Below are 22,381 nucleotides of genomic sequence, written 5' to 3' on the forward strand. Positions count from 1 at the left end.
AAAGAACGGTCTGTCTGCCCCGGTCGTGCGGATTGCGCACGTACCGATCTGACAACAACGGAGATCGTTGCCTTGGACCGGGTCCAATTCAGAACCCGGTCAACCGCGAAGCGTATCAGGCCTCGGCTTCAATGCCGCCCATGCACAAGTACTTCATTTCCATGAATTCATCCAAACCGTGATGTGACCCTTCACGGCCCAGCCCTGACATCTTGACGCCGCCAAATGGCGCAATCTCGGTTGAAATCAGGCCTGTGTTGATGCCGACCATACCATAATCCAGCGCTTCGGACACGCGCCACACCCGTGCAAGATCGCGGGAATAGAAATACGAGGCCAACCCGAATTCGGTGTCATTTGCCGCTGCGATGGCTTCGGCTTCTGACTCGAATTTGAACAAAGGTGCGACGGGGCCAAAGGTTTCCTCGGTGGTTACAGCCATGTCCGAGGTCACATCCGTCAGGATCGTGGGTTGATAGAACGTACCGCCCAATTCGTGCGGCTTGCCGCCCAATGCGACTTTGGCACCCTTGGCCGTTGCATCTGCCACATGCTCTTCGACTTTTTCCAGCGCGGCCTGATCGATCAGCGGGCCAAAGACGACGCCTTCGTCAAACCCGTTTCCGGTGGTCAAAGTGGCCACTTTTCCAGCCAGTTTTTCGGCGAAGGCGTCATAGACGCCGCTCTGAACGTAAATACGGTTCGCGCAGACACAAGTTTGCCCGTTGTTCCGAAACTTGGCGATCAACGCGCCTTCGACCGCGGCATCCAGATCGGCATCCTCGAAAACGATGAACGGCGCGTTGCCGCCCAGTTCAAGTCCCAGTTTTTTGATTGTCGGCGCACATTGTTCGTACAGTAGCGCGCCAATCTCGGTCGAGCCCGTGAAAGTCAGCTTTTTCACGATCTTGCTGGACGTCATTTCTCCACCAATGCCGCGCGCAGAGCCGGTTACGACTGAAAACAAGCCGGCCGGCAAACCGGCGCGTTCGGCCAAAACCGCAAGGGCAACGGCCGAAAACGGTGTCTGGCTTGCTGGTTTTAGGACCATGGAACACCCGGCAGCAAATGCAGGCCCCGCCTTGCGGGTGATCATGGCATTCGGGAAATTCCACGGTGTGATTGCAGCCACCACGCCGATGGGTTGCTTGATCGTCAGGATTCGTTTGTCGCCAGCATGGGGAGGCGTGACTTCGCCATAGGCGCGCCGGGCCTCTTCAGCGAACCATTCAACAAAGCTTGCCCCATAGGCGATCTCGCCCTTTGCCTCGGCCAGGGGTTTGCCCTGTTCCGCAGTCAGGATCGCTCCCAGATCGTCCTGGTTTTCCATCATCAGATCAAACCAGCGTCGCAGCACATTGCTGCGCTCTTTTGCGGTGCGTTTGGCCCATCCGTGACGGGCTTGTTCCGCAGCCTCGATTGCCGAACGGGTCTCTTCGGCCCCAAGGTTAGGCACATACCCGATCAACTCGCCCGTGGCGGGGTTCGTAACGGCCAACCCGGTGTCCGCGTCTGCTTCGATCCAGTTCGAACCGACCAGAGCCGCCTGACGCAGCAGACTGGGATCTTTTAGTGACAGCATGAGAATTTCCCTGACTTAACGTGACAACTCGCTGATACGCGGGACAGAATGCAGTTGTAAAGTTCAGTGTCGCGCAAGAGCAATTTGACGTGATCGGACGCAAACGATGAACCGTGCGAGGGTCATGGATTATTGAATGGCTTCAAGGCTCACAAAACGCCCGGTATCCTGTAAGGCATGGCAAGCAGCCGCGCCCGTTTGATTCGCTGTGTGGCTCTCAAAAAAGCCGGTCGAGATCTGCGGTAACGGAAGCAACCAATTAACATTGGGTAACGGAAAACAATGCAAGACAAAGAGTTTCTGACATCATTGTTTGAGGCCGCTGTGAAAGCTGCCGACCCATTGGCGGCGCTGCGTGCGCATGTACCCGATCCGCCGAAGGGGCGCACGGTTGTGATCGGCGCAGGGAAAGGTGCGGCGCAGCTTGCACGCGCGTTTGAAACTCTGTGGTCCGGGCCCGTGTCGGGCACAGTCGTGACGCGATACGGCTATGGTGCCACGTGCGACCGGATTCGAGTGCTGGAAGCAGCCCACCCGGTTCCGGATGCCGCCGGCTTACAAGCCGGTGAAGCGTTAATGCAGGAGGTTTCGGATCTTGGACCTGACGATCTCGTGGTGGCGCTGATCTGTGGCGGCGGCTCGTCCTTGCTGCCCTGTCCGCCAAACGGACTGTCTTTGGAAGACGAGCAGGCGTTGAATACCGCGCTTTTGGCTTCGGGTGCTCCGATCTCGGCCATGAATGCAATTCGTAAACATGTCAGCGGCCTTAAGGGCGGAAGGTTGGCGGCGATGGCGCATCCCGCGCGTGTAGTTTCGCTCGTGGTATCGGATGTGCCGGGTGATGATCCGGCGCAGGTCGCCTCTGGCCCGACGGTCCCGGATGCGGTGTCCCGACTAGACGCGCTGAATCTGATCGAGGACCATCATATCGCGCTTCCGGATAACATCTTGGCTCACTTACTGACGACGGCCGCTGACGCGCCTTCTCCAGACGACTTATGTTTCGCACAAAACGAAGTCCGTGTGGTGGCATCTGCCGGGTTATCTTTGGATGCCGCTGCTGCCCTTTCGCGGGCGCAGGGGATTCCCGCCGTCATCCTGTCTGACGCGATTGAGGGCGAGGCCCGCGACGTTGGGCGTGTTCATGCGGCGATTGCCCGCGAAGTCGCGAATAAAAACCGCCCGTTTGAAAAGCCTATTGTCATTCTTTCAGGTGGCGAAACAACGGTCACGTTACGCGGGCAAGGCCGCGGCGGACGAAACACCGAGTTTCTGCTTGCGCTTGCTCAGGAACTTGACGGAAGCCGGGGCATCACGGCACTGGCTGCCGACACGGATGGCATCGACGGTTCGGAAGACAATGCGGGTGCGTTTGTCGATGGCACCAGTTGCGCGCGCATGCGGGCGAAAGGGCGAAACCCGGCGGCGGACCTTGCGGGAAACGATGCGTTTTCCGCGTTTGAAGCGATCGGAGATTTGTTTTCACCCGGTCCAACCGGGACAAATGTGAACGATTTTCGAGCGATCCTGATCCGCTGAAGCCATGCGACAATGTCGGTGCTGTTTGCTGACCGGCATCGCACCGCCGCCATGACCCGGCAAAAAAAGTCAAAGATCTGGAATGCGCTGTTTTGTTGACAAATCACCTTGAATTGTGATTGTTAGCGATAACAGGGTTTGGCGCTGGCGGCGTTTGAAACACGGTTGCGGGCCGAACCCCATTCCGCATGGAAATTCCTCAAGGAGGCGAACATGACCGTAAAGGTTGCCATCAACGGATTTGGGCGCATTGGCCGCTGCGTACTGCGATCATTGGTTGAAGCTGGGCGCAACGACATTACCGTCGTCGCCGTCAACGATTTGGGTCCGGTTGAAACCAATGCGCACCTGCTGAAATATGACAGCGTTCATGGTGCGTTGAACGCTGAAATCAAAGTCGAAGGCGACAATATCATGGTCGGCGGCCGCGAAATCCGTGTCAGCGCCGAACGCGACCCGTCCAAGCTGGCCTGGGACGATGTAGACGTCGCGTTGGAATGTACCGGCATTTTCACGAAACGCGACGCGGCCGTTCAGCATCTTGAGAACGGGTCAAAGAAAGTTCTGATCTCGGCGCCCGCAAGCGGAGCAGACAAGACCGTCGTGTTCGGCGTGAACCACGCCAGCCTGACCGGCGGCGATGTGGTTGTCTCTAATGCAAGCTGCACGACCAATTGCCTCTCGCCTGTTGCCAAGGTTTTGGACGACGTGTTCGGAATTGAGACCGGCTATATGACCACGGTTCACTCTTATACCGGTGATCAGCCGACCTTGGATACGATGCACAAAGACCTGTACCGCGCGCGCGCTGCGGCCATGTCGATGATCCCGACTTCAACCGGCGCGGCCCGGGCGGTTGGAGAGGTCTTGCCGCAGCTCAAAGGGCGTTTGGACGGTTCTGCAATTCGTGTTCCGACCCCGAATGTGTCAGCCGTGGACCTGTGTTTCATGCCCAAGCGTGCAGCGTCCGTAGATGAGGTCAACGACGCGATCCGCGCAGCTGCCGAAGGTGAGATGAAAGGCGTTCTTGCGGTAACGGACGAACCCTTGGTTTCGGCTGATTTCAATCACAACCCGCATTCGTCGATCTTTGCCACGCAGCAGACGCGCCTGACGGATGGCGGCATGATGCGCATTCTCAGCTGGTACGACAACGAGTGGGGGTTCTCGAACCGCATGTTGGACACGGCCTGCGCGATGGCCGCTACGAACTAGATCCCCCGATCTCTTAGGTGGCTGCGCTTCGTTTAGAGTGCAGCCACTCTTCAAGCTTGGTGACCTGCGATTTCGACAGGCGCAGTCCCAACTTGCTGCGACGCCACAGGATGTCATCGGCACGAAGGGCATATTCCTTGTCGATCAGCCAATTCACTTCGCGCTCGGTCAATGTTGCTCCGAAGTCTTGGCCCAAGTCTTCTGCTTTGCTGCACCCGTCCAACAGCAAAAACGCGTCGGTCCCATAGGCCTTGATCAGCCGCAAGGCCCACCGATCGCTCAGGAACGAAAACTTTCGGCGCAATTCATCGACAAGGTCCGAAACGCCATCCACGGGGAAGTCGCCGCCAGGCAAAGGTACACCCGCCGTCCAGCGCCCGGGCAGGTCCGGTAGCTCTTTGCTGATCTGTTCCAACGCATCTTCAGCCAGCCGCCGGTAGGTCGTGATCTTGCCGCCAAAAACGTTTAACGTCGGCGCCCCGCGGCTGGTATCCAACTTTAGCACGAAATCCCGCGTCGCCGCCGTGGCACTGCGCGCGCCATCGTCATAAAGCGGGCGCACGCCGGAATAGGTCCAAACGACATCGGCCTCGGAAATTGGATTCTCAAGATACTGATTGATGAAGTTGATCAGATAATCGCGTTCCTGCGGCGTGCATTCGGGGCGGATCGATGCATCCTCGTGATCGGCGTCTGTCGTGCCGATCAGCGTAAAGTCTGTTTCATAGGGGATGGCAAAGATGATGCGCCCGTCGGTTCCCTGGAAGAAATAGCACTTTTCATGGTCGAACAGGCGGCGTGTCACGATGTGACTGCCGCGCACCAGTCGGACGCCTTCGGCGGTATTGCTTTTCAACGTTCCACGCAGCACATCGCCGACCCATGGGCCAGCGGCATTCACGACCATCTTTGCGCTGCGGATCGCGGTGGCTCCGGTTTGGGTGTTCTCGGTATGCACCTTCCAGAGCCCATCTTCGACTTCGGCAGAAAGACATTTCTCGCGCGTCAGGATTTCGGCACCACGCTGCTCTGCGTCCCGTGCATTCAAAGCCACGAGACGCGCGTCTTCGACCCAACAGTCCGAGTACTCGAACGCTTTCTCAAAATGTGGTTTGAGCGGTTCGCCTTCTGGACCGGACCTGAGATCAACGCTGGTTGTCCCGGGCAAAATCTTCCGCCCACCCAGATGGTCGTACATGAACAGGCCAAGCCGGATCAGCCAGGGCGGCCTCCGCCCCTTCATCCAAGGCATAACGAAGCCCAGCAGACGTGATGTCGGTGTTGACGCATCGAACCGCATGCTGTGGTGGTACGGCAGAACAAAACGCATGGGCCACGAGATATGCGGCATCGCCTGCAACAGCGTTTCGCGTTCGATCAGAGATTCACGGACCAGATGAAACTCGAAATACTCCAGATACCTAAGTCCACCGTGAAACAGCTTGGTCGATGCACTGGACGTCGCAGAGCCGATGTCATCCATCTCGACCAGACAAACCCGCAGCCCACGTCCCGCTGCATCGCGGGCGATACCGCAGCCATTTATGCCGCCGCCGATCACAAGTAGATCATAGGGTTCCGCCATCGTTTCGCTCCTGTGGTTTCGCATTCGCGCAGCCCGTAAATCGCAAAAAACGAGCAGAAAAGGAAGCAAAATTCTTTCGTTTGAGTTCGATGGTTATAATAATCTGTAATTAATGGAAAATTTTTACTGAAACGGCGCTGTTTTTTGTATCTCAGTGTGTCGGACAGGAAAAACGAACATCGGTATTTGCGATTCTGTTGGATTTTCAGTAAATGTTCGAACGTTCAGACCCGTTTCGGTGCAGATCATGGTGCAGACACTTCGAAAACCCGAGATAATCAACATTGCCCGGCGCGAGGGCAAGGTAACAGTTGACACTCTGGTCGCATATTTCGGCGTGACGCCGCAGACGATCCGGCGTGATTTGACTGAATTGGCTGAAGCCGGCCAGTTGGAACGTGTACATGGCGGCGCGATCCTGCCTTCGAACACCACCAATATCGGCTATGCGGATCGCCGCGAGCTGAATCAGGCATCAAAGGTGGATATTGCGCGAGAGTGCGTTAAGCACATTCCCAATGACTGCAGTCTGTTTCTGAACATCGGAACCACGACCGAAGCCGTTGCAACCGAACTGCAGGGACACAGCGGCCTGTTGGTGGTGACCAATAATCTAAACATAGCCGTGATCCTGTCCAATCACCCCGAGATTGAGGTCGTTGTCGCAGGCGGCAGCCTTCGCGTGTCAGATGGCGGCATGGTCGGTGATTTGACACGTCAGGCTGTTTCGCAATTTCGGTTCGACTATGCCGTCATCGGTTGCTCTGCCTTGCACGAAGAGGGTGATATCTTGGACTTTGACCTGCGTGAAGTTGGAATAAGCAAGGAAATCATCAGTCGCAGCGACAAGGTTTTGCTGGCCGCTGATGCGTCAAAATTCGACCGCAAAGCGCCCGCCCGCATCGCATCCGTTGCCGATGTAACCATGTTTGTTACCGATCAGGTGCCGCCGCCGCGTTGCCAAGCCCTTTGCGCACAGGCCGGAACAGAAATCTCAGTTGCGCTACCGAGTCGGGGCAGGGGTTAACGCCCGCCCGCGGCGATCACTTGCCCTTGGATTTGAATGCTGACGCAAGCGCGTCGCTCATCGCGTTGTTGTGGGACGAACCACCGCTCTTTGGGTGTCTGGCCCCTTTTCCTGCCGCGTCCCGCGACGGTCGGGACCGGGCATGCACCTCGGACTTGTTTGGTTTGCCACCGTCTTTACGCATGCTCAATCCGATACGCTTTCGAGGAACGTCAACCTCGACAACGCGGACTTTGACGACCTGACCGGTTTTGACGACATCATGCGGATCTTTGACAAACCGATCCGCCAACTGGCTGACATGAACCAATCCGTCCTGATGGACACCAATATAGACAAAGGCCCCAAATGCCGCAACGTTCGTCACAGTCCCTTCCAGCATCATTCCCGGCCTGAGATCGGTGATTTCTTCAATGCCGTCCGTAAAGGTTGCGGTGACAAAACTGGGTCGCGGGTCACGTCCGGGCTTTTCAAGCTCCGCAAAGATGTCGCGCACTGTCGGCAAGCCGAACATCTCGTCAACAAACTGCTCAGCTTTCAGATCACGCAGGACCCCATCCTGTCCCATGATCTGGCGGATGTCCCGGCCACAAGCTGCGACAACCCTGCGCGCAACGTCATAGGCTTCGGGGTGGACCGAAGACGCGTCCAAGGGTTCGGACCCGTCCCGGATGCGCAAAAAGCCGGCGCATTGTTCAAACGCCCGCGGACCCAATCGGGCGACCTTCATCAACTCTGTGCGGGATGCAAACGCGCCATTCTGATCGCGATGGGCAACGATCGCTTCGGCCAAACCCGGTCCTAAACCTGACACATGGGACAAAAGCGGAGCGGATGCGGTATTCAGATCAACGCCAACCGCGTTCACCACGTCCTCAATCACCGCTGCCAAGGACTGAGACAGCCGATGCTGGTCAACATCGTGCTGATATTGCCCTACACCGATGCTTTTTGGCTCGATCTTGACCAATTCAGCCAAGGGATCCTGCAATCGCCGTGCGATTGAAACCGCCCCGCGCAAGGAAACATCAAGGTCCGGAAATTCCCGTGCAGCCAGTTCTGACGCGGAATAGACCGACGCCCCGGCCTCGGAGACAATGATCTTTGTCGGTGCTTTCACCGTATTTGGCAGCATGGACAAAGCATCTGCAACCAAGCGTTCAGTTTCGCGGCTGGCAGTTCCGTTTCCGATTGCTATCAGCTCGATCTTGTGGGTCGAGATCAAACTCAGGATCGTCGCCTGAGCGCCGCGCAGATCGTTCCGGGGCTGGAACGGGTACAGGGTGTCTGTCGCCAACAATTTCCCGGTCGGATCAACGACGGCGGCCTTGACGCCGGTGCGAATCCCGGGGTCCAAACCCAGCGTGGCTCGGGGCCCTGCCGGAGAGGCAAACAGCAGGTCTTTGAGGTTGCGCGAAAACACCTGAATCGCTTCTTCCTGCGCACGGCTGCGAAGATCGGCCATAAGCTCGACCATCATCGAAAGCGACAGTTTCACCCGCCAGGTCCAGCCCGCCATTTTTCGCAGCCATTCATCGCCGGGACCCTGACCGCGCGTCTCCAGATGCGCTGCCACGATGTTCTCGGCCTGCGCGGAACCCGTTTCCGGGTCCGGCGCAATATCCAGCGTCACGATCCCTTCTTTCGATGCGCGCAGCATTGCCAGAGCACGGTGCGACGGCACTTTGGACCAAGGTTCGGAATGGTCGAAGTAGTCGCTGAATTTGGCACCTTCCTGTTGTTTTCCATCGACAACTTTGGATGACAGCAGTGCCTCACGGTGCATGAACGCCCGTAGCTTGCCAAGAAGGTCGGCGCTCTCCGTCAGTTGTTCGGCTATGATATCGCGTGCACCGTTCAACGCGTCCTTGGCCGTGGGTACCGCATCCGTCAGGTAGGGTTGTGCCAGTGCCTCGGGGTCTGCGTTTCTGTCCGCCAGAATGCCGTTTGCAAGCGGTTCCAGCCCATTTTCACGCGCGATCATCGCTTTGGTTCGGCGCTTGGGTTTGTAGGGAAGATAGATGTCTTCCAATTGCGCTTTGGTTTCGGCACCGGCGATGGATATTCGAAGAACTTCGGTCAGTTTGCCCTGATCGCGGATTGAGTTCAGAATCGAGTCGCGACGTGCCTCAAGCTCTCTCAGGTAGGTCAGCCGATCCGACAGTATCCTGAGTTGCGTGTCGTCCAGACCGCCCGTCACCTCTTTGCGATAACGTGCCACAAAAGGCACTGTGGACCCATCATCCAAAAGCCCAACTGCCGCATTAACCTGATCCGGACGCGCGTTGATTTCTGCGGCTATGGTACGAGCGATACGATCCAAGGGGTCCTCCTGAACTTGGGTTGAAGGGCCGTTCTATCCGTCACGCCTCACGGGGGAAAGAACCAGTTTTCGCTTGGCGGCGGGTTTCGGCCTTAACCTGATGTCACATCTGCACAAAATCTGCACGACACCTGCGCGATCATCTGCACCGCGAGCGGCCAGATATGGCTTCACAAAATCTATGGAGCAGAAAATGGGACAGTTTGTAGTGCGGGGCATCCCGACTTCGGTATTGCAGGACAGTTGGTGGCTGGATTCTCCGGGGCCACAACCAAAAAAGCCCAAAGGCGTTTCAGAGCGGTACACGTATCAGGCCGCTGGGTTGCTTCTGGCGCTGGTCGCGTTGGCGGATTTCCTGATGTTGGGGTATTCGCCCGGAATATCGCTGGCGGTTTTCGCTTTGGCCGTTGCGGTCGCTGTCCTTTGGTTGACCGGACGGACACGGGGTCTGTTAAAGCCTATGCTTTTGCTGGGTCTGAGTATTCTGCCTGTTGTCGACTATTTTCAGGCCCTATCATTGGCCTTTCTTTTGGGCGGATCGACGGTTGCGTTTTGCTGGATGTTGTCTGACCGGTTCGAAGCAAGCGCGGTCTGCCAATTCCTGCGCATGTTTCCGGTTCTGACCATCAGGAACGGGCTCGACCTTGTGAATCAAGCACGCGTGATTCCGCAATCTGAGGGTGCGGCGTTCAGGATGCTGCGTTCTTGGGCATTCCCTGCCGGCGGTGCGTTGGTATTGGCCAGCCTGATGGTCACGGCAAACCCAGTTCTATCGGATTGGCTGGATCAATTGGTTCGGATCGACCTGCGGCTGGAACGCGTGCTGTTCTGGGTGGGTGCGGCTTTTATGATCTGGCCATTTCTGGCGGTTTCGGTGCAGCCCGCGCTGCTTAAGCCAAAAATGGGTCCGTGGCGCAGTCGATCCCGGCTGAGGTTTGGGTTGAATGTTCAATCGGTGGCAAATGCAGTGATCCTGTTCAACCTTATGCTGGGTGTGCAGACCGGGCTGGATGCCTTCTTTTTGTGGGGTGAAGCCGACCTGCCGGACGGCATGACCCACGCTGAATATGCCCATCGCGGCGCGTATCCCTTGCTGGCGACGGCGCTTTTGGCGGGAGCGTTTGCGTTGGTCGCACGCCCATTCCTTGGGGAAAGGGTGGGGTTGACGGGGTGGATGATGCTTTGGTTGGGGCAGAACGTATTGCTGGTTGCATCATCTCTTCTGCGATTGTCTCTATATGTCGAGGCTTATGGTTTGACCTACCTGCGAGTCCACGCGGCCATCTGGATGGTGCTGGTGGCTGTGGGATTGATCCTGATCGCCTGGCAAATTTTGAAGGCCAAGTCGAACGCATGGCTCATCACGCGGACGGCCGCTTTGGGCATCAGTGTTTTGTACGCCTGCTGTTTTATCAACTTCGCGGCCCTGATCGCCCGCTGGAACATGGAGCACCCGACACGGTTCGATCTGTACTACGCATGTCAGCTTGGCCCGATGGCTGCGGCGGAACTGGCCAAAGACGACGCCCTGGAATCCTGTGTCCGGGCGCCCGCCATCCGCAATTGGCGCGAATGGGGCTTTCGCGCCGATCGGGTCATCCGTAATCTGCACATCGAACGGCAAGCGGAGGCAGGCCATGAAAATCCTCGTCGTGGATGATGATCCGCGCCTGCGCGAACTTGTGTCGATCACTTTGGAACGTTCCGGTTTCAGCGTCGTTACCGCGCGCGACGGGCAAATGGCCTTGACCTGCGCAACGCGTGAAGCTCCGGCCCTAATTGTTCTGGACGTTGGTCTGCCCGAAATGGATGGCCTTGAGGTTTGTCGCCGCGTTCGGGCGCGCTCGGATGTGCCGATCCTTTTTTTGACCGCACGGGATGATGAAATCGACCGCATACTGGGGCTGGAACTGGGTGCGGATGACTATGTAACGAAGCCCTTCAGCCCCAGAGAATTGGTCGCGCGGATCAAAGCCATCCTCAAGCGAAGCAAGTCGGTCGCGTCACAAGTGGTTCTCCGGCACGGCCCGATGGAGCTTGACATGGCCGGTCACCTTGTTCGGATGGATGGCGAGAAGATCAGCCTGACAGCAACAGAGCTGTCCATCTTGCGACGGCTCATGCAGACGCCCGAGGCCATCGTTTCGCGCCCGCAACTGGTCGATGCGATTTACGGTGCGGGCAGTCAGGTTGCCGACCGAACGCTTGACAGCCACCTGCGCAATCTTCGGCGCAAGCTTTCAGAGCAGGGCTGGGCCGGGGCAATCGAGACAGTGCATGGGATCGGATTGCGGATGGGTGCATGGCCGGTCTGACGCGGAAGTGGCGTCCTTCGCTGGGCCTAGTGCTGGGCGGCGGTCTTGCGGGAACCTTGGCCTTGTCCTTGATGGGGTTGATTGCGCTGCGATACCTCGGTCCCGAACTTGGCTATCGCAACGCAGCGGCCGTGTTGGCCGGTGTAATAGGAATGGCCACGTGTGTTTTGGGTTACCTGCTTGTCCGACTGCTGCTGAGGCCGATTTCAGCTTTGGCGCGGTACTCTGCTGCGGTTCGGCAGGGGCATACGGCGACACCTCCGGACCATTTTGGAACGCGGGAATTGTCGCAACTGGCTGGCTCCGTGCTTGAGATGTCCGGTACGTTGCAGCGCCGCGAAGCTTCCATCCGCAGCTTCGCCGATCACGTGACGCACGAATTGAAAACCCCTGTCACGGCCATTCAGGCAGCGACAGAGTTGTTGGAGGATTCAGGTCTGTCGAACCAAGATCGCGCTTTGGTCAATCAGATCGTTGGTGCCAACATCCAGATGCAAACCCATCTGACGGCACTGAATCAGGTCGCCGCCGCCCGCGCGCCGGAACATCATGGATGGACCGATCTGCAAGCCTTATCGCCTTGGCTTTCTGAGGCCTTCCCTGAATTGTCGCTTGATATCCAGAACGAAGCCCAAAGCCTGCCGCTGTCGGATTCAGGTCTTCGGATTGTATTGGGACACCTTTTGGACAATTCGCGGCGCCACGGGGCGGGACGTGTCAAAATAAATGGCCAACCAGGGCACTTGACGGTGCAGGACGATGGAACCGGCGTGTCTGAAGGTAATCGAAGTCGCATATTTGCACCGTTTTTCACCACAGCGCGGGAACAGGGCGGGACGGGCATGGGATTGACCATCGCGGCGAACCTTTTGAACGCGCACGGTGCGCGGATTTCCCTGGAACCCTCTGAGACAGGGGCGCGATTTGAAATAAAGTTCCCAGTGGACTGAGGAATGTCAGGAACCAAGGGTTTCTGTTCGCTCAACAGGGGCTGATCGCTCGTGACGTCGTCGCTTTGCTTTCAAGAGGGTTCCCAAAATGACGGCAAAACCAATCGTGCTGCACCTTGATCTGATTGAAACTGACTAAACACGTGACTTTGCCGACAGAGCATCGCGCGCGCAGTAACGCGCTCAAGTCTCCCAAGGCTTGCCGGAATACACCGGAAGTTGACGTGTCGAAGCGCTTTAGGGGCCTTTTTCCACACCCCGTGTCAATTTGCGCCCCTAAACAACATTGATCCCAAGCTGATCCTCATTTAAGGGAGGCCCTGTCAAATCAGAGTCTCCCGTGGGGCGTTGCCGCTCCGTTACGGCTCGGTGCCAGTGAAAACAATTGGCACATGCTCTTGGATCGCACGCCCCGAAAGGCTTTAAAAAAGGTAAGGGAATATGGCAGAAAAATCGAACTTCGATATATTGTATACCATTGTAGACGAAGCGCCGGAACTGGCCAGCGCATCGTTCCTGCCCATCATCCGCAAGTTCGCTTCGGCCGCAGGCGTCAGTGTCGGCACCAAGGACATCTCGCTGGCGGGCCGTATTCTGGCGACTTTCCCGGAAAAGCTGACGGACGAACAGCGTATCAGCGACGATCTGGCCGCTTTGGGCGAGTTGGTGAAAACGCCCGAGGCCAACGTGATCAAACTGCCGAACATCTCTGCATCTGTTCCTCAGCTTTCAGCGGCTATCGAGGAATTGCAATCGCAGGGTTATGATATTCCGAACTACCCGGAAGAACCTGCAACGGACGAAGAAAAGGCGATCCGCGCACGCTATGACGCCATCAAAGGGTCGGCTGTGAACCCGGTTCTGCGCGAAGGAAACTCTGATCGTCGCGCGGCGCGGGCTGTAAAGAACTACGCGCAGAAAAACCCCCATTCGATGGGCACATGGTCGCCGGATAGCAAGACCAAAGTATCGTCGATGGCAGGCAATGATTTCTATGCCAATGAGAAATCTGCCACAATTACCGCCGCTCAGGCAGGTGATGCCAAGATCGAGTTCGTGGCCAAGGATGGCAGCGTTACCGTCCTGAAGGATAGCTGGCCACTTGCCGAAGGCACTGTTGCGGATGCGACTTTCATGTCGGTACAGGCCCTGTCATCATTCCTGGCGGATGCGATCGAGGACACGAAAAACGACGGCACAATGTTCTCGCTGCACTTGAAAGCCACGATGATGAAGGTCAGCGACCCGATCATCTTTGGTTATGCGGTGAAGGCATGGTTGGCCCCCGTGTTCGAAAAATTCGGCGCGGAACTTGATGCGTTGGGTGTGAACCCGAATTCGGGCCTGGGCGATTTGTTGGACCGGGTTCAGGGAAATGCCGAAATCGTTGCGGCCATTGATGCACTCAAGGCGGATCGCCCATCCATGTATATGGTGGATTCCGACAAGGGTATCACCAACCTTCACGTGCCTTCGGATGTCATCATTGATGCGTCGATGCCTGCCGTGATCCGCGCGGGCGGGAAGGGCTGGGATGAAACCGGGGCCAAGGGTGACGCCAATTGTGTGATCCCGGACCGGTGCTATGCGCCTGTCTATGACGAGGCTATCAATTTCTTCAAGTCGAACGGCGCATTGGACCCGGCAACGGCTGGTGCCGTGGCGAATGTCGGCCTTATGGCACAAAAGGCAGAAGAGTACGGCTCGCACCCAACAACGTTTCAGGCACCTGCTGATGGCACGATCCGTATCGTCTTGGCCAATGGTGACGTTTTGCATTCGCACGAGGTTGAAAAGGGCGATATCTGGCGCGCGTGCACGGTCAAAAAGGCCCCGATCGAAAACTGGATTCAACTGGCAATGGACCGCCAGCGCCTGACCGGGTCCGAGGCGATCTTTTGGCTGGACGCAAACCGTGCGCATGACGCCGAACTGATCAAGTATGTCAAACCAGCGCTTGATTCCGCAGGGGTGGCCGAAAAGTTCCTGATCATGGCGCCGCGGGAAGCGACACGCCAGTCGCTGGAAACCATCACTGCCGGCAAAGACAGCATCGCGATCACTGGCAACGTGCTACGCGATTACCTGACCGACCTGTTCCCTATCCTTGAACTGGGAACATCGGCCAAGATGCTGTCCATTGTGAAACTGATGAACGGCGGCGGTTTGTTTGAAACCGGGGCAGGGGGTTCGGCCCCGAAACACGTGCAGCAACTGGTTGAGGAAAACCACCTGCGCTGGGATTCCATGGGTGAATTCTGCGCCCTGGGCGAATCCCTGAACTTCCTCGCCGACAGCAAGGGCAATACCAAGGCGGGTGTTCTGGGCGCAGCGGCCGAGGCTGCGACACAGGGCATTCTGGACAATAACCGCTCTCCCAGCCGCAAGGTTGGTCAGCCCGACAACCGTGATAGCCACTACTGGTTCGCGCGCTACTGGGCCGAGGCGTTGGCCGCGCAATCGGACGATGCCGATCTGGCGGCTGCGTTTGCGCCTGTTGCCAAGGCACTGGCCGATAACGAAGGACAGATCCTGTCTGAACTGGCTGCCGCGCAAGGCGGTCCTGCCGATCTGGGTGGCTACTATCACACTGACCCTGCCAAGGCAGCGGCGGTGATGCGCCCCAGCGCGACCTTGAACGCGATCATCGGTTAAACCTCTGACAAAAGGCCGTTTTCCGGCCCGATAAGCCGTTTTGAAGCCGGCCCAATGTGGCCGGCTTTTTCTGGTCCCACAACAAGAAAAGGGCCAGCCCCCATAGCCAGCCCTTTTCTGAGTGAGTGGTGGGGCCAATTGCCCACCGGTGTAGTTAATGCAATCGTACTTTATTGGTGCAATCTGCCTATTAGGGGATTCCCGTAGGGCACGCGAAATTACGTGCATAAAATAATTTTCTTCCGCCTTAAGGTCATACATATCGCTTGATAAGCGGATCACTGCGATTTTCCTGTCGATAGATTCGACCAACAAACAAAAAAAGAGCCGGTCACAAGGACCGGCTCCAGAGTAAGCGTAAACCGAGGGATCAGTTTGACGCTGCGTTCAGCTTTTCGTTTTGCTCGCGCAGAGTGTCCGAAATGATCGCATACCACTCGCCGGACTCGCGCATTTCGTTCAAACCCTTGTTCATCATTGCGATGTATTCGCGCGCAAACGGGTTTGTACGGTGGGCAAGGAAGCTCATCGACGACAGGGTCGATACATATGGGTTTTCGACGATGTCGGACGAGGTCAAGCCCATGTCTTTCATGGTCGACGCAAACAGTTCCACTTCGAATGCCGCGACATCTGCCGTACCGGTCAGAACCGCATCAAGGCATTCGCGGGCCGAGTTGGGTTGAACAACGGTTGTATTTTCGCGGTTCAGGCCAACTTCTTCCAGAACAACCATACTCCAACCGGCCATCCGGCAAATTGTCGAGCCTTCCAGATCTGCGAAAGTTGTCGCGTTCGTGTACTCGCTTTCCGGCAGCGTGTAGAACCCGCCAACGACGTCGTAAACTGGAACCGACGCTACAAACTGCGTGCAGCGGGCTTCGGTTTCAGCGGACCATTCGTAAGACCGGTTTGTACAATCCGGTATGGTCCATGCGATCGAAATATCAAACGCGCCCAAGGGCAGAAGTGTGTCGAGGTGCGAGCTCCAATCGTCCACGAAGCTGACCGAATAGTCGCGGCTGTTTCCGGCACGCTGAAGGCTGGTTGTTGCAAGGCGCGTCATGATTCCACCGCCGCCCAGCGATTCCGTTGTGAAGGGTTCCCATCCGTTACCCGCAACCATTTTGATCGGCGGAGCATAAACATTCGAACGCTTGATGCTCGCCGCGCGTTTTTCTTCCGCTGCGATGATATCCTGCGCCGATTGACCGTTGGGCAAGCTTCCGTCCTCACAGGGCAGAGCCAGAACCAGACCGGGTTCCAGAGCGTTCGGGTTGGTGATGACGTTCCGGTTTGCGTTGAAGATGGGCTGATAGTTCGATGTGCCGTAAGCCGCGATGGCAATGGTTGCCATCGTGTCGCCATCAGCGACGGTGTAGTTCGTACAAGCTTCCTGGGCTGCCGCGGCTCCGGCGCTCAGGGTTGTGACGGCGGTTGCCGACATCAAGACTTTCTTCAGGTTAAATTCCAACATGTCCACTTCCTCCAGACTATTGTTTTGTTAGGCCGTTTGGGGCCTTAGCCATTTTCCATTTGGTAACGCAGGGCAGTCGACACGATGTCGCGCCATTCGCCCGATTGCTGCATGATTGTCAGACCCTGATTCAGCGTCTCAAGGATCGCCGCGCCGTCGGGATTGTCTTTGTGGGTCATAACGTTAAGCGACTTGATAGCCGCCAGATTGGGGTTTTCGATGATCTTGTGTTCGTAACCCAGTCGGGCAATTGCCTCGACGGCCAGATGCGCCTCGATGGCGACAATATCGGCATCGCCTTGCATGACAGCATGAAAGCAGTCGTCCGGCGACACGGGGCGCATCAGAGTGATCACGGGCTCGTAAAGGCTGACGGCATCCATATGGGACAATGACCAGCCTTCGGGCCGACAGATCGTGGCCCCTGCGAAATCGGCGTAAGACAACGTTTGTTCATAGCCCGACCCCTCGCGTGCGAAGAACGTGTCGACGACTTCGTAGAACGGGTTGGAAAAGTCGTAGGTTTCGCACCGGTTGCGGTCGCTTTCCGACAGGGCCTCGGCTGCTTCGCAATTCGGACGGGACCAAGGGAACGTGCCGTCAAACGCCAGCGTCGGCATCAGCAGATCAAGATGCGACGACCAGTCGTTCACAAACTGAATCTTGTATGCCTGTTCCGGCGCCGCGCGCAAAAGCGCGGTTTCAACCAGGTTTGTGTAAAGACCCCTGTGGGGCAGGGCTTCATCCGTGAATGGCGCGTAGTTGCCTCCTGTGATCAGCAGCAACTGGCGGTCGCGAATTTCCGGACGTTCACCATCCCGCGCGTTTTGGATCAGGGCGGCAGCTTCTGCCCGAGCCGCGTCAATTTCATCGCGTGCTGCGTTGCGCGCTTGAACGACGGCATCGTCACTGGCCTTCTGGGCTTCGGCCTCGGCGGCCGCCACGCGCGATTCCGCTTCGGCGATGGCTTTCTCTGCGCGCTCCTCAGCGGCTTTGACCAATTCAGCCGCCATTTCGATCGCCATTCGCTCGGCCTCGGTCTGAGGCTCGGCATTGGCGCGACCGACATCTTCCAGACATGGCAGAACCAGTGTGTCGCCGACCCGGATGATATTGGGGTTGGATCCAATGACGTCACGGTTTGCGTCGAAGATAAAGCTGTAGTCTTCGGTCGCATAGACCGCTATTGCCAGCTCGCGCAAACTGTCGCCGCGTTGTATTTCGTAGGTCGAACACGCCTCTTGCGCCGAAGCCATGCCCGCATAAGCGGCCAGAGCCAGGCTGGATATGATCAGTTGGTTTCTCATGTGTCCTGTTTCGCTGCCTTGATTAAAGTCCTGCCGGTTTCACCACGGCGATTGAGATATTGTCCTGGTCGGGATCATTTCTGGCTTTCAATGCCTGCAACAACGCATCAGCGATATCGCGGGCTGGCGATTGCGCATTGACCCGTGTCAGCGTTTCGATCTCGCGGTTGGTCAGGTATTGCAGACCGTCGCTGCCGAGGATCAGGATATCGGACTGGTCCAGCGCCAAAGGATGTTCGGGGCAATCCACTTTGGGAATCGCTGATCCCATGATGACAGAGGTCAACTGATTGCGGTCCGGGTGTTTGCGGGCCTGATCCGCCGTTAAATTGCCTTGCGCAACCTGTGCGTCGATCAGCGGTGCCATCGAATGATCTTCGTTGATCTGGGATAGCGCTCCGTCGCGGAAAAGATAGAGTGGGCTGTCGCCGATCGAAATCCAGAATACCCGACCGCCCAGCATCAACATGCCCAGCAAAGTAGCGCCCAGTCTGACATCGTGAATATCGCCATGACCACCCACGGCCGCGTTGGCCTGCATCGCGGCCATGGGCAGGGCGTCGAGCAGATCGCCCTCGGTCAAGTCGGGTCCGTCCAGTTGTGCATCCATCATGTCGCGCCAGGCGGATACCACGAGGTCCGAGGCGATTTCACCCGCCTCATGCCCGCCCATTCCATCCGCGACCACGACGTAACCCGCACCGGACGAGTCAAAGACCCGCGCGGCAATCGCGTCTTCCTGCGTTTCGCGCCGACCCTGATCCAGGATCAACGCAATGTCATATGCAGGCGTCGCCAGCATCAATCGGCATCCCGCCAGTCAAATCCTTCGTCACAGAAGGATGTGAATCGGATCGAAGTTTCCGAGATACGGATCAAGTCGCCACTTGAGAGGGGCACGGTGCTCAGAACCGGTTTGCCGTTCAGCCGCACGAGGTTGGCTTTGCCGCCGTGACCCAAATAGCATTTGCGGTCTTCCGGGTCATAGGCAATTACCGCGTGACTGCTGCGGGAAATTCCAGTGTCGCCGAAATCAAGCTGGATGGCCTGATCGTCGTTCCGGCCAATCTGCATAAGGCCCTCGGTCAAGGTTATGCTTGCGCCGCGGCCGGGTCCTCCGGTTACAACCAACCACCCTACCGGGAAGGTCTGTTGTGCCGCTTCGGATTTGGCGACAGGCTCTGCGGTTTCGATCAAATCCTGAACATGCGTGTCCGCGCGTTCGAAGCCGAGGAAAGTGGTCTTGACGCGCGCACTGCGATCCTCTTTCGGTGCTGCGGGTTGAGCGATTGGCTCGATTTCGGGCGCCGGCTCAACGATCGGCATAGGGTCCGGGGCAGGCGTGTCTGCGACAATTTCCGGCTCTTCGACCGGGGCGGGTTCAGCCTGAACCTCGACGATCTCCGGCTCGGTGGTCACTTCTTCTGCGACTGCGGCCAATACATCCTGCTGCGGATCAACGGCGTCGGCAGGTGTCAGATGCAGGGTCACGATCTGATCGTCCTCGACATCGGCTTCATCAACCGAGGTCTCTTCCTCTGCTTCGGCGCTATCCTCGACTTCGCTGTCCTCAAACTCGGGCATCTGATCTTCGGGGATCAGATCATCTGTTTCTTCGTAGCTTTCCGAGGACACGTTGCCGCCGGCCAATGCCGCGCGAAGGGCATTGAAATCGGCAATTGGTTCGGGTTGTTCCGGCTGTGCTTCAGCTACGGTTACAATGTCGGTTTCGGTTTCACCGTTTTCTTCTTTGGGTTTGCCGGCACCTTCTAGAAGCCGGCTCAGAGGGCTTTTGTATTTGAACATGGTGTCGACACCTTTTCACTCTGTTGCGGGTCACGTCCCACAGGTCTGCTAGGGGATCACCGCGCATGAACCACGGCGAAACTGATGAAGGGAAACAGGTTTACTCTTACACTCCGCGACGGCCCGGTCCCCGTCAGGTGGTTGATCTTTGTCACCACGCTCAGCACATACTCGCTGGCGGATTTCACACGATCCGGTCTTTCCTTACTCCTGCGCTAGCTGCATGATCACATCCGTTTCCGCACCGTTTCGCAGGACGGAGAGTTTCGCCTCAGGTTGGCCATCAGCCACAAGCCCCGACAGCGCTGCGTCCAGACTCTCAGGCGCGTCGATGGCGACGCCGGACTTGACCTCTCGCACAAGAACGTCACCCGGGCGCAACCCGCCGGGGCTGTCTTGGGGAACAGTCGCCACAACAGTCTGCCAACCAGCTTCGTTTTCGTTGTGGATGTCGAAGGTCAGCCCGTTTTCCAGCCCGACCATTCGATGCGCAGGCAGCGCCAGCAACCCGTTTTGTGCGCGGGTTTCGCCCAAGGTCCGGTAACGCGCTGCGGCGCGGATGTATCCATCGGGATCGACGGAAAAGTCATCCAGAATATGCGCTGCAAACGACAGATCTGAACGCACGGGTTCGCCGTTGAGCGTAAAAATAGTGGTCCCACGCTGAACCCATTCGCCCACGACAGACAAGTCTTCGCCCGCATCAACATCAGTGATCGCAAAGACATTCCCCGTCGAGGCACGACGACGCGAAATCGTAAACGGCATGTCAATGTCCCAGTGGGCAAATGAGACCTGGTTTTCAATCAGATCAACCGGGCTGGTTGCAACCTCGGCGACCTGGATCACTGGCTCGGCGTCAGCAACAGCAAGTTCCGCAGCAGCAGCTTCTTCACTCAACGGAATGTCCGCGGCGCTTTCCACCGTTGCTTCAGTTGACGGAAGGGCGGCCTCGGCTCTGACGATTTCTTCGGCGTCGTTGACCTCCGTTACAATCTGCTCGACAGGTTGGTCTTGTGCCACCTCTGTTTCGGTTTCCAAAGCGATTGGGGCCGGTTCCGGCTCTGCTGGTGCTTCGGCGGTCTGCTCGATTGATGCTGGTTCTTCGCCTGCTGCGACCGGAGCGTTTTCCTGTGTCGAACGGTCGCCGGACATCACAAAATAGCCACCCGCCGCAATGGCGGCCAACACCAGACCCAGCACGGCAAACAGCTTTCCGCCCCCGCCCGAGTCGCTTTTGACGACGGTGTCCACGGCTGCCGGAGCGTCTGCTTGCGGGGCGAACTTTGCCAGTTCTTCATCGGTTTTTTCTTCGTTGCCCAATGCCAGATCTGCATTCCCGGCAAGCAGGGCGGTAACGACTGCTTCGGCATTTTCAGTTTCGGCCTTGATACGCTCTTTCTCGGCTTGATGATCTTTGCGATCCATGCCGACGATCACTGAAACAGGACGATAGGCAAAAGAGTCGAACATGACGTCGGGGCCACGGAACATGCGCAGCCAGTCCAGCGCAGATTGCAACCGATCGGTCGCATGGACTTCCATCGCCTTGTCGATCGCTTCCAGAAAACCCTCTGGATAGCCTTTGAAACGCCCGGCCAGCGGCGCGTATGGGTCGGGCTGACCGTTGTTGAACGCGTTGAGACGAGTTTGCCCGTCAATAGGACGTTCGCCGCTGATCGCGTGGTAAAGCGTTGCCGCCAGAACATAGAGGTCGCTGCTGGGTCCTTGTTCCGCTCCGCGCACGTAGAACTCATGCGGCGAGTATCCATCTTTGATCACGCGCAGCGTCAGCAGTGCGGCCGACTTGTGCGCTGCCTGCTCTCGCGCCGCGCCGAAATCGATAAGGATCGGTTCACCGTTCTCGTCGATCAGGATATTATCCGGCGAAATGTCGCGATGCAGCATCCCGCTTTGGTGGATGAAAGACACTGCCGACAGCATTTTTTCGGTGACTTGCACCATAAAGTCAGGGCCGCCATCGTTGTCGGGGTTCTCGACGTAATCCAGAAGGTCGCATCCGCGGATCAGGTCCATCGCGATGTAAGCGGTGTTATTGTCTTCGAACACCTGATGCACGTCCACGATATTGGGATGCACCAACCGCGCGTGGTTACGGGCCTCTTGAATGAACAGATCGATGATTGCGCGCAGATCGTCCTTGTGATCGGGATTTGCAGCCTCAACCAAGTCGCCGTTACGCTGGCACAACGCGCCGGGGTAGCATTCCTTGATGACAACGTCGCGCTCTAGGCTGTCGCGCGCCAGATAGGTGATCCCAAAGCCACCATTGCTGAGGAAACGGAGGATTTCATACTGGCCACGCAGCAATTTCGCGCCCGGTTGCAGTCCCTCAATGTGTGGTTCGTCGTGCGATGCACCGACAGCCTGGTTGTGGCTCATTTCTTCCCGCCCATTCTACTCGTTTTGCGGCAACAGTAACCGGGCAAGGTGCCCGCGAACTCACAACCAAACACAACCGCAGTACACTTAAGAACGGTTAGACGTTTCAAATTTGACTTTATTTGGGCCGCCTCGTGGCTTCACTAAGGATCAGTGAACAGAAAAATCCATATCTTGTTCTGCGACACCATTTGAAT

At 57.3% G+C, this 22,381-nt stretch carries 15 protein-coding genes; 7 read left to right on the forward strand and 8 right to left on the reverse strand.

Annotated features, from left to right (window positions below; all coding sequences use genetic code 11):
• Window positions 1–115: 115 nt before the first annotated feature.
• Entirely contained in the window at window positions 116–1,582 is a 1,467-nt protein-coding gene (locus tag RA28_RS08515; protein WP_241481093.1) for an NAD-dependent succinate-semialdehyde dehydrogenase, read from the reverse strand.
• Between the two features lie 282 nt (window positions 1,583–1,864).
• Here RA28_RS08515 and RA28_RS08520 point away from each other — a divergent pair, with 282 nt between their 5' ends.
• Both RA28_RS08520 and gap read left to right on the forward strand, forming a co-directional pair.
• On the forward strand, window positions 1,865–3,121 hold the full coding sequence (locus RA28_RS08520; RefSeq protein ID WP_039526714.1) for a glycerate kinase type-2 family protein: 1,257 nt from the start codon (window positions 1,865–1,867) through the stop codon (window positions 3,119–3,121).
• A 213-nt stretch (window positions 3,122–3,334) separates the two neighbouring features.
• Window positions 3,335–4,336 carry a type I glyceraldehyde-3-phosphate dehydrogenase gene (gene gap, locus RA28_RS08525; protein WP_039527732.1) on the forward strand — a complete coding sequence of 334 codons (1,002 nt, stop codon included), beginning with the start codon at window positions 3,335–3,337 and terminating at the stop codon, window positions 4,334–4,336.
• 13 nt (window positions 4,337–4,349) lie between these two features.
• Here gap and glpD read toward each other — a convergent pair whose 3' ends face one another.
• Window positions 4,350–5,921, reverse strand: coding sequence for a glycerol-3-phosphate dehydrogenase (glpD, locus tag RA28_RS08530; RefSeq protein WP_082029802.1), 1,572 nt, complete (start codon window positions 5,919–5,921; stop codon window positions 4,350–4,352).
• A 247-nt stretch (window positions 5,922–6,168) separates the two neighbouring features.
• Between glpD and RA28_RS08535 the strand changes: the two genes are divergently transcribed.
• A complete protein-coding gene (locus tag RA28_RS08535) occupies window positions 6,169–6,948 on the forward strand; it encodes a DeoR/GlpR family DNA-binding transcription regulator (protein ID WP_039527736.1) in 780 nt (259 codons plus the stop codon).
• A gap of 16 nt (window positions 6,949–6,964) precedes the next feature.
• On the opposite strand, the gene RA28_RS08540 is transcribed toward RA28_RS08535, so the two are convergent.
• Complete coding sequence (locus RA28_RS08540) at window positions 6,965–9,271, reverse strand: Tex family protein (RefSeq protein WP_039526721.1); 2,307 nt, start codon at window positions 9,269–9,271, stop codon at window positions 6,965–6,967.
• A 193-nt stretch (window positions 9,272–9,464) separates the two neighbouring features.
• Between RA28_RS08540 and RA28_RS08545 the strand changes: the two genes are divergently transcribed.
• From RA28_RS08545 to RA28_RS08560, 4 genes are all read left to right on the forward strand, one after another.
• On the forward strand, window positions 9,465–10,931 hold the full coding sequence (locus tag RA28_RS08545; RefSeq protein ID WP_193747375.1) for a DUF4153 domain-containing protein: 1,467 nt from the start codon (window positions 9,465–9,467) through the stop codon (window positions 10,929–10,931).
• Window positions 10,909–11,586 carry a response regulator transcription factor gene (locus RA28_RS08550; RefSeq protein WP_039526724.1) on the forward strand — a complete coding sequence of 226 codons (678 nt, stop codon included), beginning with the start codon at window positions 10,909–10,911 and terminating at the stop codon, window positions 11,584–11,586. The genes RA28_RS08545 and RA28_RS08550 overlap by 23 nt, the downstream gene beginning before the upstream one ends.
• Window positions 11,574–12,536, forward strand: coding sequence for a sensor histidine kinase (locus RA28_RS08555; protein WP_039526727.1), 963 nt, complete (start codon window positions 11,574–11,576; stop codon window positions 12,534–12,536). The genes RA28_RS08550 and RA28_RS08555 overlap by 13 nt, the downstream gene beginning before the upstream one ends.
• Before the next feature lie 441 nt (window positions 12,537–12,977).
• Window positions 12,978–15,191 (forward strand): NADP-dependent isocitrate dehydrogenase, encoded by a 2,214-nt coding sequence (locus RA28_RS08560; protein WP_039526730.1) that lies wholly within the window; start codon window positions 12,978–12,980, stop codon window positions 15,189–15,191.
• Window positions 15,192–15,561: 370 nt separating this feature from the next.
• Here the strand turns inward: RA28_RS08560 and RA28_RS08565 are convergent, their stop codons facing one another.
• The 5 genes from RA28_RS08565 to RA28_RS08585 all read right to left on the reverse strand — a co-directional run bounded on the left by RA28_RS08565 (window position 15,562) and on the right by RA28_RS08585 (window position 22,184).
• Window positions 15,562–16,668 (reverse strand): transporter substrate-binding domain-containing protein, encoded by a 1,107-nt coding sequence (locus RA28_RS08565; RefSeq protein ID WP_039526733.1) that lies wholly within the window; start codon window positions 16,666–16,668, stop codon window positions 15,562–15,564.
• A 44-nt stretch (window positions 16,669–16,712) separates the two neighbouring features.
• Window positions 16,713–17,975 (reverse strand): transporter substrate-binding domain-containing protein, encoded by a 1,263-nt coding sequence (locus RA28_RS08570; RefSeq protein ID WP_039526737.1) that lies wholly within the window; start codon window positions 17,973–17,975, stop codon window positions 16,713–16,715.
• 22 nt (window positions 17,976–17,997) lie between these two features.
• On the reverse strand, window positions 17,998–18,777 hold the full coding sequence (locus RA28_RS08575; RefSeq protein WP_039526741.1) for a PP2C family protein-serine/threonine phosphatase: 780 nt from the start codon (window positions 18,775–18,777) through the stop codon (window positions 17,998–18,000).
• On the reverse strand, window positions 18,777–19,781 hold the full coding sequence (locus RA28_RS08580) for an FHA domain-containing protein (protein ID WP_039526745.1): 1,005 nt from the start codon (window positions 19,779–19,781) through the stop codon (window positions 18,777–18,779). Before RA28_RS08580 ends, RA28_RS08575 begins: the two co-directional genes overlap by 1 nt.
• 204 nt (window positions 19,782–19,985) lie before the next feature.
• Window positions 19,986–22,184 carry a protein kinase domain-containing protein gene (locus RA28_RS08585; RefSeq protein ID WP_039526748.1) on the reverse strand — a complete coding sequence of 733 codons (2,199 nt, stop codon included), beginning with the start codon at window positions 22,182–22,184 and terminating at the stop codon, window positions 19,986–19,988.
• Window positions 22,185–22,381: the final 197 nt, after the last annotated feature.

This window comes from Ruegeria sp. ANG-S4, assembly GCF_000814005.1.
In the GTDB taxonomy this organism is placed as follows: domain Bacteria; phylum Pseudomonadota; class Alphaproteobacteria; order Rhodobacterales; family Rhodobacteraceae; genus Ruegeria.

Excerpts from the sequence above, each read along its gene's own strand:
- RA28_RS08515 (WP_241481093.1), bottom strand. The coding sequence starts at position 1,582 with ATGCTGTCACTAAAAGATCCCAGTCTGCTGCGTCAGGCGGCTCTGGTC.
- RA28_RS08520 (WP_039526714.1), top strand. The coding sequence starts at position 1,865 with ATGCAAGACAAAGAGTTTCTGACATCATTGTTTGAGGCCGCTGTGAAA.
- gap (WP_039527732.1), top strand. The coding sequence starts at position 3,335 with ATGACCGTAAAGGTTGCCATCAACGGATTTGGGCGCATTGGCCGCTGC.
- glpD (WP_082029802.1), bottom strand. The coding sequence starts at position 5,921 with ATGGCGGAACCCTATGATCTACTTGTGATCGGCGGCGGCATAAATGGC.
- RA28_RS08535 (WP_039527736.1), top strand. The coding sequence starts at position 6,169 with ATGGTGCAGACACTTCGAAAACCCGAGATAATCAACATTGCCCGGCGC.
- RA28_RS08545 (WP_193747375.1), top strand. The coding sequence starts at position 9,465 with ATGGGACAGTTTGTAGTGCGGGGCATCCCGACTTCGGTATTGCAGGAC.
- RA28_RS08550 (WP_039526724.1), top strand. The coding sequence starts at position 10,909 with ATGAAAATCCTCGTCGTGGATGATGATCCGCGCCTGCGCGAACTTGTG.
- RA28_RS08555 (WP_039526727.1), top strand. The coding sequence starts at position 11,574 with ATGGCCGGTCTGACGCGGAAGTGGCGTCCTTCGCTGGGCCTAGTGCTG.
- RA28_RS08560 (WP_039526730.1), top strand. The coding sequence starts at position 12,978 with ATGGCAGAAAAATCGAACTTCGATATATTGTATACCATTGTAGACGAA.
- RA28_RS08565 (WP_039526733.1), bottom strand. The coding sequence starts at position 16,668 with ATGTTGGAATTTAACCTGAAGAAAGTCTTGATGTCGGCAACCGCCGTC.
- RA28_RS08570 (WP_039526737.1), bottom strand. The coding sequence starts at position 17,975 with ATGAGAAACCAACTGATCATATCCAGCCTGGCTCTGGCCGCTTATGCG.
- RA28_RS08575 (WP_039526741.1), bottom strand. The coding sequence starts at position 18,777 with ATGCTGGCGACGCCTGCATATGACATTGCGTTGATCCTGGATCAGGGT.
- RA28_RS08580 (WP_039526745.1), bottom strand. The coding sequence starts at position 19,781 with ATGTTCAAATACAAAAGCCCTCTGAGCCGGCTTCTAGAAGGTGCCGGC.
- RA28_RS08585 (WP_039526748.1), bottom strand. The coding sequence starts at position 22,184 with ATGAGCCACAACCAGGCTGTCGGTGCATCGCACGACGAACCACACATT.